Source organism: Planctopirus sp. SH287 (genome assembly GCF_056500625.1).
Genome location: NZ_CM151403.1, coordinates 1,154,161 through 1,173,113, shown reverse-complemented (window position 1 = coordinate 1,173,113; position 18,953 = coordinate 1,154,161). Strand labels below are relative to the sequence as shown.

16 protein-coding genes are annotated in these 18,953 nt (G+C 53.4%); 10 read left to right on the top strand and 6 right to left on the bottom strand.

Annotated elements, in window-relative coordinates; genetic code table 11:
• Positions 1–112: 112 nt before the first annotated feature.
• On the bottom strand, positions 113–2,221 hold the full coding sequence (locus SH287x_RS04230) for an alpha/beta hydrolase-fold protein (protein ID WP_479517187.1): 2,109 nt from the start codon (positions 2,219–2,221) through the stop codon (positions 113–115).
• Between the two features lie 137 nt (positions 2,222–2,358).
• Positions 2,359–2,607: a CDGSH iron-sulfur domain-containing protein gene (locus SH287x_RS04225; protein ID WP_479517186.1), complete on the bottom strand. Its 249-nt coding sequence runs from the start codon at positions 2,605–2,607 to the stop codon at positions 2,359–2,361.
• A 163-nt stretch (positions 2,608–2,770) separates the two neighbouring features.
• Here SH287x_RS04225 and SH287x_RS04220 point away from each other — a divergent pair, with 163 nt between their 5' ends.
• The 5 genes from SH287x_RS04220 (at position 2,771) to SH287x_RS04200 (ending at position 8,155) form a co-directional block, all read left to right on the top strand.
• Positions 2,771–3,961 carry a hypothetical protein gene (locus tag SH287x_RS04220; RefSeq protein WP_479517185.1) on the top strand — a complete coding sequence of 397 codons (1,191 nt, stop codon included), beginning with the start codon at positions 2,771–2,773 and terminating at the stop codon, positions 3,959–3,961.
• 2 nt (positions 3,962–3,963) lie between these two features.
• Positions 3,964–5,142 carry a DUF6754 domain-containing protein gene (locus SH287x_RS04215; RefSeq protein WP_479517184.1) on the top strand — a complete coding sequence of 393 codons (1,179 nt, stop codon included), beginning with the start codon at positions 3,964–3,966 and terminating at the stop codon, positions 5,140–5,142.
• 27 nt (positions 5,143–5,169) lie between these two features.
• Positions 5,170–5,862, top strand: a complete 693-nt coding sequence (locus SH287x_RS04210) for a hypothetical protein (protein ID WP_479517183.1) — start codon at positions 5,170–5,172, stop codon at positions 5,860–5,862.
• A 232-nt stretch (positions 5,863–6,094) separates the two neighbouring features.
• Positions 6,095–6,622: a molybdopterin adenylyltransferase gene (gene mog / locus SH287x_RS04205; protein ID WP_479517182.1), complete on the top strand. Its 528-nt coding sequence runs from the start codon at positions 6,095–6,097 to the stop codon at positions 6,620–6,622.
• A 96-nt stretch (positions 6,623–6,718) separates the two neighbouring features.
• On the top strand, positions 6,719–8,155 hold the full coding sequence (locus tag SH287x_RS04200; protein ID WP_479517181.1) for an oxidoreductase: 1,437 nt from the start codon (positions 6,719–6,721) through the stop codon (positions 8,153–8,155).
• 549 nt (positions 8,156–8,704) lie between these two features.
• Here the strand turns inward: SH287x_RS04200 and SH287x_RS04195 are convergent.
• Entirely contained in the window at positions 8,705–10,021 is a 1,317-nt protein-coding gene (locus SH287x_RS04195) for a phenylacetate--CoA ligase family protein (RefSeq protein WP_479517180.1), read from the bottom strand.
• Between the two features lie 484 nt (positions 10,022–10,505).
• Between SH287x_RS04195 and SH287x_RS04190 the strand changes: the two genes are divergently transcribed.
• Positions 10,506–11,492, top strand: coding sequence for a DUF1559 domain-containing protein (locus SH287x_RS04190; RefSeq protein ID WP_479517179.1), 987 nt, complete (start codon positions 10,506–10,508; stop codon positions 11,490–11,492).
• A 134-nt stretch (positions 11,493–11,626) separates the two neighbouring features.
• On the opposite strand, the gene SH287x_RS04185 is transcribed toward SH287x_RS04190, so the two are convergent.
• Positions 11,627–12,247 carry a nitroreductase family protein gene (locus tag SH287x_RS04185; RefSeq protein ID WP_479517178.1) on the bottom strand — a complete coding sequence of 207 codons (621 nt, stop codon included), beginning with the start codon at positions 12,245–12,247 and terminating at the stop codon, positions 11,627–11,629.
• Between the two features lie 92 nt (positions 12,248–12,339).
• Positions 12,340–13,164, bottom strand: a complete 825-nt coding sequence (locus SH287x_RS04180; protein WP_479517177.1) for a glutaminyl-peptide cyclotransferase — start codon at positions 13,162–13,164, stop codon at positions 12,340–12,342.
• 422 nt (positions 13,165–13,586) lie between these two features.
• On the opposite strand from SH287x_RS04180, the gene SH287x_RS04175 reads away from it, so the two are divergent.
• The 4 genes from SH287x_RS04175 (at position 13,587) to hemA (ending at position 17,988) form a co-directional block, all read left to right on the top strand.
• Complete coding sequence (locus SH287x_RS04175) at positions 13,587–13,871, top strand: hypothetical protein (protein ID WP_479517176.1); 285 nt, start codon at positions 13,587–13,589, stop codon at positions 13,869–13,871.
• A 459-nt stretch (positions 13,872–14,330) separates the two neighbouring features.
• Entirely contained in the window at positions 14,331–15,371 is a 1,041-nt protein-coding gene (locus SH287x_RS04170) for a PIN/TRAM domain-containing protein (protein WP_479517175.1), read from the top strand.
• A 347-nt stretch (positions 15,372–15,718) separates the two neighbouring features.
• The gene (gene ccsA, locus SH287x_RS04165) at positions 15,719–16,714 is read left to right on the top strand and encodes a cytochrome c biogenesis protein CcsA (protein WP_479517174.1); all 996 of its coding nucleotides are present in this window, start codon (positions 15,719–15,721) and stop codon (positions 16,712–16,714) included.
• Entirely contained in the window at positions 16,711–17,988 is a 1,278-nt protein-coding gene (hemA, locus tag SH287x_RS04160) for a glutamyl-tRNA reductase (RefSeq protein WP_479517173.1), read from the top strand. The genes ccsA and hemA overlap by 4 nt, the downstream gene beginning before the upstream one ends.
• A 105-nt stretch (positions 17,989–18,093) precedes the next feature.
• Here the strand turns inward: hemA and SH287x_RS04155 are convergent, their stop codons facing one another.
• A complete protein-coding gene (locus tag SH287x_RS04155; protein WP_479517172.1) occupies positions 18,094–18,894 on the bottom strand; it encodes a hypothetical protein in 801 nt (266 codons plus the stop codon).
• Positions 18,895–18,953 lie beyond the last annotated feature (59 nt).

Sequence of the window (18,953 nt, the reverse complement as noted above, 5' to 3'; positions counted from 1 at the left end):
CGCGAGCAACACATCCCCCTCATCCGGCCTTACGGCCACCTTCTCCCTCAGGGAGAAGGATAAGAGGGGTTCCGGGCAGGTTCATGGGGCTTTGTGCTGCGATTCATGCCTCCTACTTGGCAGGATTCTGGCCTTCAGCGGTCAGCGGTTGAGGCAGACGCCAGCGGGCATCCAGGATGATATTTTCCACAACTTCCTCTGAGTAAGTATCGTCCGCTCGCTGTGTAAATCGAATGATCGCCAGATCGCCCAGTCGAGGATAAAGCTGGGCGTTTGACCCTCGAAATTCTGGTTCATGAAAAGTGTGCCCGCTGTTGATCACCACATACCGCAGAGAATTCAGCGGGTTGGGAACAATCAATGCCAACGCATGATTGGTGGTGGAATACTCTTTTTCTCCCACAACAATTTTGTCTTTTGTCCATTGAATCGGCAGTTGGTCAACAATCCGGGCAATGAGAGTGTTTGAGCCGGGATCGCCCCAGAGGATCAGGTTCTTATCGCTTAAAGTTTCATCGCTGACGCGATTATCAATGGTTTCTGGAGCTTGTCCCCGCATCCATTGATCAAACTCGGCTTGAGCACGTTGCTTTGACCATCTCACGTATTCTTCATGAGCCATGCCCCAGGGACGCCCGCTCCCAGTGACATGGATGAATGGCTGGCTGAAGGCATCGTCGATGGGGCCTTGTAAGCGGTGGTGTTTGTGCCGCATGTCATTGATTTCAATATCCCGCGAGGCCTTGTATTCGATCTGTTTCCAGCCATTGGCGCGGAGTTCAAAATAGACATCGGGAAGCAGACCCTCGGCCGCGTCACGCAGCGGGAGCGGGTCGCTGCCGTCAATTTTGATCGACTCACCGGCTTGCCGATCGACACTCAAAATCGCGACATTTGCAGTCGTGACCTCCACCAGATCCTTATCGGCGAGAATCTTCGCATCGACCGTTGACTGAACATAAGGAACTTCCTGCCGGATGACTTTCAGCCAGCCTGCATTCTGATATTTGACCGTCCATGTCACAAAATGAATCTGTGGTTGCAGAGGGTATCGGCGGCGTCCCACGATCCGGTGCTTCTCATGGAAGGCATCGAATTCTTTTTGAGAATCGGGATGCCATTTGTGAGCAACCCCTGGCCCGACCAGCACGGGAATATCAAATCCGGCCTCTTTCGCAGCGATCTGCATCGTCTTGGCAGCGGCCAGTTGTGGGTCTTCCGAACCGCCGTAGCCAATCAAAGGCACCAGCCCGGCGTTGCCCGCATAATCCACAGCGTCATAGATTCGGAGTAACTCCCGATGCGGCGACTCAAGGGGATGTTTCATTTTCTGGTAAGTCATAGTTTCTGCGAAGCCGGCCCCAGCACCCACCGATGTCCATTGATCGGGATAATGCACGCCGAGATGCCAGGCCCCTGCTCCTCCCATCGAGAAGCCCCAGAGGTTGACCCGCTGATCATCAATTCGGAACCTTCGTTCGACATCACGCATCGCTTCAAAAACGTCGGTCTCACCGGCCCAGCGGTAGGCGTTGTTGGTACGACCAAAGACCTCAAGTCGAAAGTATGGCGGCCGATTTTTGAGTGCTTTTCCATCATGAGAATCAATAAATTTGACTTCATTGAGACCATTGTCACGGCCATGCAGCACGACTTCCAATGGCCAGCGATCACTGGCGTCCGGCTGATATCCTACGGGGATCGAGAGTGCGTAAGGCTGAACCGATTCATCGACATCCGAGCGATACCCCAGCACATGTCGCCCCGGTTCAGTGACCCAGGGAATCTTTCCTTTTTCGGCATCTGCCCATCGTGCCAAGCCGCGAAGAGCAACACGCTGGAGAGCATCACGTTGAGGGGCTGTTTGAATCTCTTCGTGTCGCAGAGTCCAGTCGACGGCTTTGCCGAAAACTTCAAGATCAGCCTGCTCTGCGGGACGCGTCAATGCTGGCAGAGGTTGAGACAAAAGCTCGCGCAGACGTTTAACCTCGGTCATTTCGGGAAGGAGCGTCCGATCAATCGGAGCCGGTTTGACAGCAGGTTTTGCGGCAGACTTGGGATTCCCCAAAGCCGTTCCGGGTGGGGCCACTGACTGACCAAACGCCAACGCGATCGGCGTTATGCACAATGCGGTTTGAAGCAGGAGCCTTGCCGCGCGATTACGAAAAGGTTTCAAAAGCGACGCAGCGTCAGAAAGGCAAGATCGTTGGTGTTTGAACATGAAAAACTCATCTGGTAGAGACAAGGGAAATCTGTGAGGCAAAAGTGATTCTGAAAATGATGGTATGCACTGAAGGCCTGATCAACACGCGGCATCGATGACTTGGCATCAACGTTTGGGGATCGGAAGATGTTTTGTTACTTGTGAGAATCTGGCTGCTGGTGATTTGCTAACTCATTCGCGACAAACCCACAGCCGCGATGACTCCCGTCGCAAAAAGGTTTTTTGGCGCTGATTCCGCATCGGCAAAGAGCGACGTTCTGGCCGGGGGGAATAACGAACTCCTGATATTGATGGTCGATCAGCCGAAATGGGCCTGTGACCACCAGCGGGCCATTCTCTCGCGTGCGAATTGTCACTTCAGGGATATGAGCATCAACGGTCAAAGATTGGTTCTCCAGTAGCCTGCGAAGCATCTGCGGCGGCTTGTGCGAAAGTCTATCGCTGAAGCTGCTTCATCGCCTCTAAAAAGCACTGCGCGAGAGAGATCTGTTCAATTATGGGCGGATTATCAACAGGAATGAATACATCCACGAGTTTTGGATTTGTATGTCGCCTCACAACCCGGTAGAACCAGAGCACATTTCCTGGGGGGTGATGTTGATGGCGAAAGCCTATGTGCCGGGTTTGACAATCAGTCGTGCAACCACATGGAAAGCGAAGCGATTGCTTCCCATTTCCGGTGATGTCCTCGTGTCACTGGGCCAACAGGTTGATGCACTGACCCCTATTGCGCGAACGGAGCTTCCCGGAGAGCCTTTCCCTGTCAATCTTTCCCGGCAACTTCAGGTTTCTCCGGGAGATGTGCTCAAATATGCCACGCGGCAAATCGGAGACAGGGTCAGTGAAGGGGAAGAGCTTGGCTGGACTGGCGGACTTTTTGGTTGGTCACCACGATCAGCGACGGCTCCCTGTGGCGGGATTGTTGAGTCGATCTCACGGATCACTGGTCAGGCGTTGATTCGCGCGAACCCGCATGTCATTGAAGTGCTGGCTTATTTGAGCGGCGTTGTGACCGAGGTGATTGCTGGCGAAGGTGTCGTCGTTTCCAGTCAAGCGGCTGTCGTTCAGGGAATTTTTGGCGTGGGGCCAGAAGCCTACGGCAAGATTGTCATGGCAGCGCAAGCTCCCGGTGATCTCCTCACAGAAGCCTCGCTCCGCCCGGAACATGCCGGGAAAATTGTGATTGGAGGTGGGCGAATCACTCAGGGAGCCGTTAGCGCCGCAGCCAGTCTGGGCGTTGCGGCCATCGTCTCAGGAGGCATTGACGACTCTGATCTCCGGGCAATTCTGGGCTACGATCTGGGGGTGGCAATCACTGGAACAGAAAAAATTGGCACCACCCTGATCATGACGGAAGGCTTTGGTGACATCCCCATGGCGGGGCGGACGTTTGAATTATTCAAGGCCCATTCAGGCCAGTTTGCATCGTGCAATGGAGCCACGCAGATTCGTGCCGGGGTCATGCGACCCGAGGTCGTCATTCCTGCTGCCAATCAATTGATGGTTCCCGGTGAGGAAGCATCAACTCGCGGGAATGAACCTGTTTTTCTGACGGACGGTGCTTCGATCCGCATCATTCGCGATCCGTATTTCGGTCTTCTGGGAAAGGTCTCCAGCCTGCCTCATGAACCGATGTTGCTTGATTCAGGGGCCAAGGCCCGTGTGCTGATTGTGGAACTGACAGATGGGATGCGCGTGACTGTTCCCAGGGCTAACGTTGAACTTCTGGAGTCCTAAAGATGACGTTATCGACTGGCACAGCTACAGGCACAGCAAATGGCACAGCCATAGGCAAAGGCGCAGGCGGCATCAATCTTTTCCAGCGCGAGAAGCCGCAACTGCCACGCATTCTGAAAGCCGAGATCATTCTGGCCATGTTCGCGATTTGTTGGGCGACATGCACTGAGGCTCTGGCGAACAACGCTGCCACTGCCACAGCCAACGCTGCCACAGCTGGCGTTGCCACTGCGAGCGTTGGCATTGCCAGCGAATCGTCTTCCGCGACAGGGCCATCTTCTGAAGGGGAATCCTCTTCGGAAAGTGGGCCGATCTCTGCAATGACCCCGTCGAATCTCGAGCCATCCAAGCAGAACATCTGGTGGTTCTCATTTGATCCCAAACGATTCTGGACGTTCGTGCTGGTTTCGCTGGTTTGTGCGTGTGTGCTGGGATGCACGTTACGGGCACGGTTGGGCGGATCGGTTTATGTTCGCCCGATTGCCGGACTTCAAGCGATTGAAGACGCGGTAGGCCGTGCGACCGAAATGGGGCGTCCAGTGCTGTTTATTCCGGGGATTATGGACCTCAATGAAATCCAGACGATTGCCGGGCTGAGCGTGCTGTCGACGGTGGCGAAAGAAGCCGCTGCCTATGAGAACCCTGTGCATGTTCCCACGTCGCGTTCTCTGGTGATGACTGCTGCCCGTGAAGTGGTTCAATCGGCGTGCATCGAATCCGGAAAGCCTGATGTCTATGACGCCGATTTCATTCGGTATGTGACCGATGAACAGTTTGCATATGTCGCTGAAGTTTGCGGCTGGACACAACGCGAGAAACCTGCGGCCTGCTTTTATATGGGGCAGTTCTTCGCTGAGTCATTGCTATTGGCGGAAAATGGGAATTCCGTGGGCGCCATTCAGATTGCGGGAACGGCCGAGTCGTCACAGTTGCCCTTCTTCGTGGCGGCGTGTGACTACACGCTCCTGGGGGAAGAGCTTTTTGCAGCTTCGGCCTATCTCTCAGGCGAGCCACAACAATTGGGCAGCTTGCAAGGTCAGGATCTGGGAAAGCTCGTTGCGGTGACGGTCTTGCTGGCGGGGTGCCTGCTGGCGACGCTGATGCAGTTCGAGAGTGTCGGCCCAGTTCCGCGACAGGCCTACAACGTTCTGATGAATCAAATTCTGGGAACTAACGAGTAAGTGGGAAGCTGAGAAGAAGGTTAGTTCATGTTCAAGCGTCAGATCCCCATTGCGATTGCCATGCTGACCGGGTTCATCATGGTGGCCGCATTTTTTATCCCCGAGATGGAAAATGTGGGTGGGCTTGTTGAATCCTGGTTTCTGGTGTTGGCCGCTGTTGCGATGGTCTTGGGGGGAGTGAATCTTTGTGTTCACCACCTGACGTTAATTTCTCAACTCAAGCCGGGGTGGGCCTATTCGGCGATCACACTTTCCGGCTTCGTGATCACGCTCGTGGTTGGCCTGTTGAAAGTGGCTGTTCCCCCCAGCGAGAGATATCCCGATTATCCCTGGGCGAATAGCTATGAAGCTGACCCTGGTGCAATCTGGTGGCTATATGAATACATCATTAAACCCTCAACCAGCACGATGTTTGCTCTGCTCACTTTCTATGTGGCATCAGCAGCGTTTCGCGCGTTTCGCGCAAAAACCACAGAAGCGGTTCTGTTGCTCGGAACCGCTTTGATCGTCCTTCTGGGCCGGTCGTATGCGGGAACCGTGCTGTCTGCACCTCTGGGAGACGCCTATTCATTTTCGTCATTGACCGATTTTGTGATCATGAGCGTGATCAATACCTCAGGTCAACGGGCCATTGTGATTGGGATTGCTCTGGGGGTCGCTGCGACTTCGTTGCGGATTCTTCTGGGAATGGATCGCTCTTACCTCGGGGCTGATGAATAGACCCGTTTCCATAGTCGTGTGGCAGTGTCTGGACGTCGTTTGTACTGAAAACGATGTTTTTTACGCCGCCAGAACGCGACAGTTAAAAAGGAAACCAGATAAGAAGAGCTTGGGAGACCTTGTCAACAGAGTGGGCAAACATCGGCTCAGATGACACAATCCCTGTTCCCTCCTCCATATGCTGGAGGGGTCGTCATGATGAGAGAAACCGGATTGATTGAGGAATCGTTCCATGTTGCGAGTCGGCATTGTCACGGTCTCTGATCGAGCCAGTCAGGGGATCTATGAAGACCGTGGTGGCCCTGCGATTCGTGAATACATGAGCCAGGTTTTAGCCGGTGAATTTGCTGTCGATGCCCGCGTTATTCCTGACGAACAACCCCTTATTGAAGCCACGCTGATTGATCTGGCAGACCAGTCAGGCTGCTCTTTAATTGTCACCACTGGCGGCACTGGCCCGGCTCTGCGTGATGTGACCCCTGAAGCCACGGAAGCCGCCTGTTCAAAAATGCTGCCAGGGTTTGGTGAGCTGATGAGAAAGGTCTCTCTGGAGAAAGTTCCCACAGCGATTTTATCTCGACAGACGGCCGGCATCCGCGGCCAATCGTTGATCATTAATCTGCCTGGTCAGCCCAAGGCCATTCAGGAATGCCTTGATGCTGTTTTTCCGGCTGTTCCCTATTGTGTTGAACTGATCGGTGGGCCAGTCTTTGAAACTCGTCCTGAACGGATCACGGCCTTTCGCCCCAAAAAAGCATGATCCTATCCGAAGCCTCTCGATGATCTCAGAGAGACTTTTTGCTGCTGCCTCTTGATTCTCTCATCCTGTCATTCTCCCATCGAACTGAGTCACATCATGGCACGTTATTTCAAGTACAAATCGTCGGCGGATGTCAGTGCCGATGCCGCCAAACTGGGGCATCAACTGCATGCCACCAGTGATTTATCGCCACTCTTTCAACCGATCACTGTTGGTGGGCGCAACGTTGGCAACCGACTCTGCATACAGCCGATGGAAGGCTGCGATGGCACTCCCGAAGGCTTCCCAGATGATTTGACATATCGACGCTACCTGCGATTTGGAGCCGGCGGTGCAAAGCTGATCTGGGGAGAAGCCACCGCCATCGAAGAACCCGCTCGCATGAACCCCCGGCAACTGTTGCTTTCAGAAGCAACGATGCCCGCCCTGGAAAAAATGCTCAACGATTGTCGTCAGGCTCACCGGGATGCCGGGTTTTCCACCGACGATCTGCTGCTGGGCTTACAACTGACTCATTCAGGGCGTTACAGCTATAAAACGCCACTCATGGCCATGCACGATCCCGTGTTGGATCTGGTGACAATCGATAAAGCCACGGGGCAACTTGTTGCTGCCGATAAACCCACGCTGACTGACGGAGAGCTGGAGCGAATTGGCGCACTTTACGTGACCGCCGCAATCCGCGCTCAGGCGATTGGCTGCGATTTCATCGATCTGAAGCAATGTCATCGCTACCTGCTTTCTGAATTGTTGGCCGCTAAAATCCGACCGGGAAAGTTTGGTGGTTCTCTGGAAAACCGGATGCGTCTGGTGCTCGAGATTATCGGTGCCATTCGCAGTGAATGCCCTGATCTGCTGCTGGCCACTCGGATGAATGTCTTTGATGGAATCCCCTTCAAAGGACAAGGCACCGAGTTTATTGGGCAACCCATTGAAGTCTCATTCCCCGTTCAGACCAGCTTTGGAGCTGATGCCAGTAATCCCTTAATTTTAGATCTGACCGAGCCACTGGAAGTGGTGAAACAACTCGTGAAAGCGGGAATCGGTCTCTTCAATGTGTCATTAGGAAATCCCTACGCCTGCCCCCACTATGTGCGTCCGGCTGAGATGCCTCCGGTCGACGGATACCACGCTCCCGAGCATCCGTTACTGGGCGTGTTACGGCATTTCGAGGCCACAGCCGCTGTGCAGGAAGCGGCGGGAACAGTTCCCGTGGTGGGGAGCGGTTATAGCTGGCTCCAGGATTATGCGTTCGAGGCGGGCGCGGCCAATGTGCGCGACGGTCGCTGTCAGTTTGTGGGTCTGGGGCGAGGCTCGCTCTCTCAACCCGATTTTGCCACTCATTTGCAGCAGCATGGCGCACTGAATCGAAAAACCATCTGTCGCACGTTCTCCTACTGCACCAATCTGATGCGAACCAAAGATCATCCCTGGGGGCAGTATGCGACAGGCTGTCCACCGTTTGATAAGGAAGTCTACGGCCCACTCTGGAAAGAAGCCGAAGCCAAGCGAATCAAAGTCAAAACCGAATAGTAACACGCCCCTCTGTACTTGAAAGTTTCAAGCACCATGAGTGCCATTTGTGCGATGCTCACGGCTCTGAGCTGTCTTTTATACATAAATTTCTCATTCCCTTGAGCAAGCGGCACGGCATTGACACCATCAAGGGGTGATGACCAGATCAAACCACGGGAGTTCCGGCCTGGGGAAAAAACCTGCTCATCGGAATGACTCCTTTGCGTTCTTCGCGCCTTTGCGGTGAGTCAAAGAATTTTTACCGCGAAGAAAAGAAGAGCGCGAAGGAATTCGGAAGAGATCGAAGGGAGACGAACGGTATGGGGCGGAAGCCTGCCCTATGACTTTTGAATAGCATCAATCCCATGAATTCCCTCGGCTGTGTGCCAGATGTTGAGGTAACGGCCGCAAGGTGGTATGGGCCACGCATGCCAATTTCATGGTGCGGTTCAGGTGGCGAAAAAGTTGTGTATAAGAGACAGCGGCTTTGAGCAAGCATGTGAATTGATAGGAGCGTCAAATGAACATCCGGCATGCTCACTCAAAGCGTGAGCAAAGGCACGAGAGCTACTCCACCTGAATCCGTTTGGCTTTCATTTCATGGCGAGGCAGAGTTCCAGGATCGACCAGATCGACCCGTGCTTCAAAATGATGCCGCTCTTTGATGGTCTTGCGAATGACCGTCGCACAAGCCTGACGGTCAGCTTCTGAAATATCGGCATGACATTCCAGACGAATGGCTATTTCCCGCATCTGTCGTTGAGCACTGACAATCAACTGATATTCAGCAACCTGTGGCGATGAGCGGATAATGGCCTCCAGACTGGAGGGAAAGACGTTGTTCCCACGGATGATCCACATATCATCAGTACGGCCAAGCACCCCTCCTGGCAGCCTCATGAATGGCGGTTCCCCAGCGACCGTTTTCCAGCTGGCAGACACAATATCCCCTGTGCCATAACGCAAAAGTGGCGAACCAGTCCGGCCAAGATTAGTGATCACCAACTCCCCCTGCTCTCCTTCATCAGCATGACGATTCGTGGTGGGATCAATCACTTCGGCAATACATTCCGTTTCGAGTAAGGCCAGTGAACCAGGATCACCGGCGGTTTCACTGGCCAGTGGCCCGACTTCCGTCATGCCCCAATGATCAAAAACTCGGGCATTCCATGAGTTCTCAATGAGTTGCCGTGTTGCGGGGATGTTTCCGCCGGGTTCCCCTGCCACAAGAATGGCACGAACAGAACTTTCCTTTAAATCGAGCTGATTCTGTCGAGCCACTTCGACCAGTCGCAACGCATAGGTGGGCGTGCAGCCAAGAATGGTCACCTGATTATCAGCGAGAAGTTTCAATCGCGCTTCGCTACTCATGCCACCCGCGGCAATACAAAGGTTTCCCAGTTGGCTGGCCCCTTCAAATCCCGCCCAAAAACCAAGAAACGGGCCAAAAGAAAAAGGAAACGCCAACCGGTCTTCAGAGGTAAGTCCCATGAGGGCGTAGATCTGCCGCCAGCAGGAAAGAATCCATTGCCAGGAATCGGGAGTATCCAGCCAGCGCATCGGCTGGCCGGTAGTGGTGCCGGAAGTCTGATGCAACCGTGAATAAGCGGTTGGGGAAAATGTGAGATTGGTTCCATAGGGAGGATGCTCGGCCTGATTGGCTGCCAGATCCGTTTTGCGAACAATCGGCAATGTTACCAGCAGTTGACGAAGGGCAGCTTCGTTCGGGGCGGTCGACGCGACTTGATCCGCAGACCAGCGAGCGGCTGCCAAACGTGGCTGCCAAAAGCGGTTTGATGGCTCAATCGTCTTCACCAGCTGCGATAACTTCGCGATTTGACGCTGAATGATTTCTTGCCGCGTTGTTGGAAAGCCAGTCGTCATGCGAAATCACCTGCTGAAAGCGAAGAAGGCAAGGCTTGAGGCTCTGAAAAACACTCATCATGGGGGCCATTAAAGTCTAGTCATCCAATCCCTTAGCGATGAGATTCACTCAGCATTGCCATCTGAGCAGGTCGCGCCAAATCCGTCCACTCAAGCCCATTAACTGCCAACGATCTCCCAGGAATCTGTCGTATGACATTTCTGATACCAAAAGGTGGATACGCTGTTATTAAAATGATCCTCCGTTCTTTTCGTGTTGCAAACAGGCCGTGATGAAATCTGGGTCAATGATCGCAACGAATCCGACACTTCATAAATCGTGCAAATGAATAAGTAATTAAGTTGCTTGGGATTAACAAAATCTTGTGCATACATATTGTAATTGAGTGACTGGCGCATATGCTTGTACAGAGATTTGACCTTTTCCCTTCATTACGAATGAAGTGGCGATAATTTTTTGAATTAAGTGACAGGATTGAGCGACATGACCTTCTCCCCGTGGACTTCTCAGAGAACCCCTTCCCCGGCAGGGCGAAAAGGATTCACTTTGATTGAGTTGCTGGTGGTTATCGCAATTATTGCGATTCTGATTGCTTTGCTTCTGCCCGCTGTCCAGCAGGCACGGGAAGCAGCCCGCCGCTCGCAATGCGTCAACAATCTCAAGCAATTGGGCTTGGCACTGCATAATTACCATGACACTCACGGCGTCCTGCCTCCCGGTTGGATTGGGGTCGATCCTGCGACACGAACTCCTCATGCCGAAGAGCGTTCAGGATTTGCGTGGGGAACGATGATCCTTCCGATGTTGGATCAGGGGCCGCTTTACAACCGAATCAACTTCAGCCTTTCCAGCCTGGATACCACGGGAAATAACAACCGCGCGATGCTGGCCACACCTCTGGTTGCCTTCCGCTGCCCTTCCGACAGTGGGCCAACAACCTGGGAAATCAAAGATGAAGCCACAGGCGCAACCACCTTGGCAACACTGGCAACGGCCAACTATGTCGGTGCTTTCGGCAGTGGCATCCAGGGGTCAAATGGAATGATCAGTTGGGAAGACGATATCGAAAACAACGGCCCGGATCATCAGGTACGAGGCGACGGTATGTTCTGGCACAACTCGAACGTCCGCTTCCGTGATGTCAGTGATGGCATGAGCAATACCGTTTGCGTGGGAGAGCACAAAACGGATCTTCTTCCCGAGCCTGATGAACCTGACGAACAATGGCTGAGCACATGGGGAGCGGTTGTTCCGGGCGGACAGGAAGCGGTTGCTCGGGTATTGGGTTTGGCCGATCATACTCCAAATCACCCGAACACCCATCTGGATGACTTTAGCAGCCCCCATACAGGCGGAGCACACTTTCTCTTTGGTGATGGCCGCGTCCGGTTTCTGACTGAGAACGTCGATCTTGGTCTGTTCAAGGCGATCAATACCCGCGCCGGCGGTGAAGTCGTCGGTGAGTTCTAAGCGACGTTGACTTGCACCTTTGAAGACACGTTACACTGTCTTTCATGACTTGCCAAAAACATAGAAACAGGGTGCTGACATTTCAGTCGGCACCCTGTTTCTATTGGCGGCGTGCAAATCACTTCAAATGTTGATCATGGAAGCTCGTGCAGAATGTCGGCCACGGAGCGTTTTCGTGTACCAGCCGGCACTTTTGCGGGATACCCAAACCAGATCAATCCCACCACACGCGACACATCGAGATTCAGGCCACAAATCGCGGCAAACTCACGTGTCTGTGTGATCTCACCTGTTGACCATTTCGAGGCAATTCCGTGCGACCAGAGGCTCAAGCAGAGGTTCTGGATCGCACAGGCGCAGGCAGCATAATCTTCTTCGGCAATGGCAGGGTCTTCGGCAAGCGAGCAACTCACCACCAGCCATCCGGGGATCTCTGACCACTGTTTACGTCTCGCTGCGGCAACTTCCGCTCCCTTGGAGGCTGTCAGAGTTTCATCGCTGAGCCGCAAGATTTTTTCAATCGTCTCTGGTCCAAGGTGATAAAAATCCCACGGCTCAGTACGGCGGTGATTAGGCGCCCATCGGGCCATTTCAATGGCCTCAATCAATGACGTATTCAACCCCTCAGTTTTAGGAAGAAAAGCGCCGATTGTTCTTCGAGTCGTGATAATGTCCTGCAAAAGAGCAGGTTTTGGCTGTTCAGAGGAAGGCTCAGTCATTGGGGGCTTTTCAATCAGGAACGAAAACTTGTTCATGGGAGTAATTCATGGTCAGCGATCCGGCAATCAAAATCACTGAAGATTCTCAGTGGGATTTGAGTCCCCTCAATCGCCCAGACCCGTCAACACTAAGGGCCAGCAACAACTGGCTTGGGAAGTGACGGTACCCGGATTTCAAAGAGTGAAGGCCAGTTCTTCCCGGTGACATACAGCTTACCGCGAGCAGCGTCAAAAGCGATTCCATTGAGAACGGCTTCCCGGTGCGGCCGGCGATTCCCCGGAATCAAATGGCCCAAGTCAATCCAGCCAATCCCTTCACCGGTTTGAGGGTTGATCCGTAAAATCATGTCGCGATGCCAGACGTTGGCCCAGATTTCGTTTCCGACCATCTCCAGTTCATTGAGATCGCTGACTGCTCGGCCATCGGCCCGCACGGAGATTTTCCGAACGGTACGAAAGGTCTCCGGATCGATCACTTTCAGGGTCGAGGAGCCATCGCTCATGACCAACTCTTTCCCCATGACGGCCAATCCCCACCCTTCCCCGGAATATCGCAGGGTCGTCTTGTATTCGAGAGTCGTCGCGTCGAAGACCAGGGCTTCACGATTTTTCCAGGTGATCTGAATCAATTGATTGCCACTTTTGACCAGCCCCTCTCCAAAATACTGGTCGTTGAGTGAAACCATTTTCAGAACTTTTCCAGTCTCCAGATCGATGATGCGGACTGAAGAACTTCCAAACAGGCCGGTACTCTCATAGAGCGTGTTGCCCTCGACCACTAATCCCTGGCTGAAGGCCTCGGGATCATGAGGATAAGTCGCGACAATTTCGCCTTTTTCAATCGGAATGGCTCGATCTCGTGAATGGGCTGTCGATAGATCGCAAGCAGCAAAAGTGCATAAGTACAGAGTAATGCCCACACGTCGGATGAGATTCAGGGGGAGAGATCGCATGCCGGATGTTCCAGAAAATGAAGGGACACCGTTTGTTTCAACTGCTTGCCAAACCACCGTCTTGCATTGTCAAAGCTTAAAAGTAGGGTTCAACAGGTTGTTAAGTCCGACAACGGAGGACGTTGCCGCGACGTCAACCCGAAAACAAAGCCGTGACACGGCACTCTGTTCATACTGGAATCGATGGCTCCCGACCAGACAAACTCCTGAGAGCCTGTCCGGAAGCCCTTAAATCCGTCCCCCTCAGGGAGAACGTGTGAACTTTCCCACAGGCTTATGACCCCATCACCTAACAACAATTCCCGTCATTTTCGGAGGCCTTGGCGTAAATTGATCAAGAGATCATCCAAGCCACTCTTTCATCCGAACCTTCTTGGGTTTCGCGGTGTTAGCGATGGAAACGCAGCCTCTCCAAAATCTTCATGCCCACAAGTGAGCCTGTGATGGAACTGATTGCCGAGCCGGGAGAGGAAATTGTTCTGGATTTGTCTTCTAACTATGTGATTGCGGGGACATTTCAAGAGTCCAATTCAGCCTATCTCACATTAGTAAACGCCGATGTGCATGATTTACGCGACTCCAAATCGAGCCGTGAATTGTATGTGCTGGAGACACGACGTTTGGGAGTTCGTGTCAATCGGCAACAGGTGATGGTACGTTGGGCTGATGTCGTCGCAATTTCCCGACTGGAGGATGTGGTCGTGTGAGGCTTAAAACATGCCCGGTCAAAAGTGAGGTGTTCTGCCTTGCGGCATGAAAGAGGTGATGAATGAGTCATGACCAGTGCATTGTCAAAGCTTAAAAGTAGGGTTCAACAGGTTGTTAAGTCCGACAACGGAGGACGTTGCGGCGACGTCAACCCGAAAACAAAGCCGTGACACGGCACTCGGTGCGGGCAGTATAAAACTCAACCCCATCAGTTCCACCCTGATGTTTGAAGGAACTGTATTAATCAGGCAACTCCTTGATCTGCGGTCTCTTCTGATCGTGTGAATGGTATTGCCCACTGGCAATCCATTAGTCGTGGAAATATCATTTCAGGAGTTTGAATAAACCGCCAGCCAGCCAATCCCGTAGACATGGCCTGCCAGCTTCGGATTTGCCATGATATCAGACCTGCCGTTACGACCTCCGTTTCCTTCCCACACCCTGACGATACCGAATCCATGCTGCTGATTATTATCCGAATTCTGTATGCCGTGGTCTGCGCCGGGGCGATTGCCTCGTACGTGGTGCCATCCAGTCATCCTCCCGCTTTTGTGGGTGACTATCCCCTGGTCTGGTTCTTCGGTCTGTTACTGCTCACACAGGCAGTGACATTGGCGGATATTCTGGTTCCCCGAAAACGGCTCGACCTGATTTCGTCGGTTTACTTTGGACTGCTGATCGGTGTGCTCCTCTGTTACATGCTCTCTGTGGCGCTGGAACCACTCAGCCTGATTCCGTTTGCAAAGCAGGCTGTCTTGGGGTTGGGACTGATCGTTCTGCCCTATGTTTGTATCTCGTTGTTGCTACAAACCCGCAATGATTTCCGCTTCGTGATTCCCTATGTGGAATTCGTGAAAGAGATCAAAGGGGGCCGACCACTGGTCGTGGATACCAGTTCGCTCATTGATGGCCGCATTGCCGATATGGCAGAGACCAAGATTTTTGATACAGAAATGATCGTTCCCAGCTTTGTTTTGGAAGAACTTCAGGAAATCGCAGATAGCAATGACAAGCTGCGCCGGACACGCGGACGCCGTGGTCTGGACGTCCTGACCCGCATGCAGCAGAACACGAACGTCGAGATCCGTGTTGAAGAAGTCAAAGACAAAGAAACAGAAGAGCTGACCGTCGACCAGCGCATTGTGGGCCTTGCCAAACAGCGTGGCGGCCGCGTTCTCACGAATGACTTTAACCTCAATAAAGTCGCCAGCGTTCAGGGTGTCGATGTCATCAACCTCAACGATATTGCCAATGCCCTGCGACCTCGCTACCTGCCCGGCGAACAATTACGCATCAAGGTGATTCGCGAAGGCGAAGCCTACGGACAAGGGGTCGGTTACCTCGATGACGGGACAATGGTGATCTGTGAGCAAGGCGCGATTCACATGAACCGGGATATCGATGTCGTGGTGACAAGTGTGCTTCAGAACAGCGCGGGGCGAATGATCTTTGGCCGCATTCAGTCACCTCCCGTTCCTGCACCAGCAAAATCCAACTGAGGATCTGTCCAAGATCACTCCCTCTCCCGCTGTCGGGAGAGGACCGCGGTAAGGGCTGATTGACCCTCTGTGTTTCTCATAGCAATGGGCTACCCCTTATCGAGTACCACGCGTTCGCCCTCATCCCGCCTTCGGCCACTTTCTCCCCCAAAGGGTTTAAGAGTTTTCTGACAGCCACTGGGTTTCGTTCCACCTGAGGGTTTGCTCCAGCTGAGGGTTAGTCAGACAAAGAAAATTCATGGCGGAAATCACGGCATCAAAGTGATCATCGCTTGAGGCCATACCTTTTGGCCAGTCATTGCGCTAGAATAGATATTATCGGTTCGCATCCCACCGTCGGGCTTATCATGCTCAACGTCAGTGTTTTCTGCTTTTTTGCCAGTTATCTGGTCGCCTTTTTTTTTGAGCTGACTCGGTTACGGGGGCAAGGGATCGGTGCGCGAATCCTCAGCCTGGGTTTTGCTGCGGCCGGGCTGCTGGCTCACACCATTTATTTGCTGGCCCGTTCGAGTGAACAGCGACTCCCGCCCCTTCTGAGTTCAGCTCATGACTGGTTGCTGGTACTGGCCTGGCTGCTGATGGTGCTCTACCTCGTGTTGACCCTGGTGGATCGACAACTGGCAATTGGTCTCGTCTCCTTGCCATTGATTATTAGTCTGGTCGCCGTCTCATGGCTGCTTCCCGTAACCTCCTCCCGTGGTTGGGATCCGTTGCGTTCCTGGGCCATGATCCATGCCAGTACGCTGGTTCTGGGAACCGCGGCGGTTCTGGTGGGTCTCGTGCTGAGCCTGCTCTTTTTGTGGCAGAACGGTCGGCTGAAACAAGGGGCCATTGGAAGAAAAGGATTAAGCCTGCCCAGTTTGCAACAACTGGCCCGACTGAATCTCTGGTCGATTTCCGTCGCTGTCCCGCTGCTCACTTTTGGCGTGATTTCTGGCGTTGTCCTCACCTATTGGACGTCAGAAACCGTCTGGAATGACCCCGTTGTTCTTGGGGGAACCGTCGGCTGGGGCGTCATGTGTGTGCTACTGATCTGGCTACTTTCCCAGACAAGAACTCCCGGAAGAAAAGTCGCGATCACCACGGTCAGTGCCTGCGGTTTACTCCTGTTTGCTTACGTCGGATTACAGGTTCTGGCATCCGCCGCTGGCATGAATTCCGTCCATGGCCGGAAACCGGTGAACCCTGAATCCCCTCCCGAGACCACCAGGCAGGAAAGACAAACACCGGCAATTTCCCATCGGCATATGATATATCAAACCCCATTGTGGGCATCTCTGGCAGCAGACGCCCGGCCCCTTAAAGCTGGCCAATTGATGGGGAATGGGAGAGTGCCCCAATGAACCTCCACGTCCTCTCCTGCAATCATCAGTCGTCAGCATTAGCGATCCGTGAGCGTCTGGCCTTTTCCAGTGCGGAAGAAATCCAGAGGGCCTACGAGCAATTCCATGAAAAGTTCCCTTCCTCCGAAGTCGTGTTCCTTTCAACCTGTAACCGCGTCGAAGTTTATGCGGCGACCGCCGATGACAGCCCGTCAGTGGTTCATAGTCATCTGGCATCGTTTCTGGCAGAGTTCCACAATGTTCCAGTGGAAGATTTTGTCAGTGAACTGACCGAACACACCGGCCCCGATGCCGTCAGGCATTTATTTGAGGTCGTTTCCAGCCTCGACAGCATGGTGCTGGGGGAACCGCAGATCGTCGCCCAGGTCAAAGACGCTTACCGCAAAGCGGAAGAAAACGGGCGATGCGGGCCGCTGACTCATGCTCTGTTTCAGGGGGCAATTCGCACCTCCAATCGTGTCCGCACCGAAACCCGCCTTTCCAATGGCCGTGTCTCCATTGCCAGTGTGGCGGTGGGAGAGTTTGGCAAAAGTATTTTTGACACCTTTTCCGACAAGCTGGTTATCGTGATCGGCGCGGGCGAAATGGCCGAAGAGACCGTTCGGTATCTCGCTGACGAAGGGGTTAAGCAGGTTGTGGTGATCAATCGCCATCGCGAGCGAGCCGAGCGATTGGCCGGGCTTTATCACGGGCAAGCCGCCAACTGGAGTGAACTGGATCAGTGGCTAGGCCAGGCAGATGTCATTGTGAGTACCACGGGAGCCGATGAACCCGTCGTCACGCGGGAACGTTTTGACCAGGCACGTTCACGCCACAAAACGTACAAACCTGTCTTCATTATTGACTTGGGGGCACCACGCGACTTCGACCCGAAGATTGCCACAATGGATGACGTTTATCTTTACGACATCGACAGCCTTCAGAAAACCTGTGACCGAAACCGTCAACTGCGCCAGGCAGAAGTCGCTCGTGCCAATGCCATCGTTGAAGAAGAAACCCAGCGGTTTATGACCGAATTCTACAGTCGTGCCGGCAGCGCGATTGTGAAACGGTTAAGAGATGACTGGCATTCCATCAGCCAACAGGAATTACAGCGGCTCTTTACCAAATTGCCGCACCTTCCCGGTGATGATCGTGAAGCCATTGAGCGAACGGTTGCTCGTATCGTCAACAAGCTGCTACATCCCCCGCTTGAAGCGCTGAGAGATGAATCGAAAGGCGGTGCTCCCAGTGGCTTACTGGAAGCACTGGCCCGGCTGTTTCGTCTGCGCTGAAACGCCCTCCACCCTCCACGCTTTAAGCGTAAATCCAGAGGAATGAAGGGCTAAAACCCAAGGCCAACGGCGGCAATCAACAGAGTTCAACGTTCCTGATCGAGATTATTCCGCGCAGAATTTCTCGTGACACGCTTCGCACCGCTTCATCCCTTCGGCAAAGGCAGCACGGGCCTTCTCGGCATCTTTCGCACGCATGGCGGTCGCAGTCGCCGTCATCTCCTGTTGAAACTGAGAGGCAATTTCGTGCCAGATGGGTTTATCAGCTTCATTTTTTACTTCATGGGTATCGGCATACGTTGCAACGGCCAATAGCGCGATGACAGAAGCATCGCGCGCTTCTTCTTCCGGTTTTCGTAACCGCTTGAGAGAACGACGCACAGCCGCCCCGCGAGCGTTCATCTCTTCCATTGCAGGGTGCATCTTTGTCAGCTTGGCCCAGTCGAATTCAGGCTTGGCATCAGCCGACAACTGGCCGGCAACGGCGGCGGCAATCACCTTCTGACCCGATTGAGCTTCAGCAAACGTCTTGCTCCGAGCAATCGTGATCGCCCCGTTACGAACAGAGGGAGCCGCCGTCTTCAGTGGGCTTACTTTACTGTGATCAATAATTCCCTGCGAGATGACCGCCAGCAGACTGGCTCCCTGCTTCCAAACCTTGGCATTCTTCTGATAAGACTCATCCGATTCCAGCACCTTGGCGAGTTCGGCAATCAGAACCTCTGCCTCAGCATTGAGATCGGAAATGGGAGCAACAGATTGAAGAGGAATGGGACTCTCCGCCCTGACAACCGCCACAAAGCTACTCAACACTGATGGCACCACAATGGAGAGAACAACTGTGGTGACCAGCAGGCGATTGGCCATAAGAGAAATACGACTCAAAACCGTCTCGATGGGTGGCATTCTGACATTCCCTGGTTGTGAATTCTCTGTTCGGATGACCCAATGGGCAAAAGCTTTCG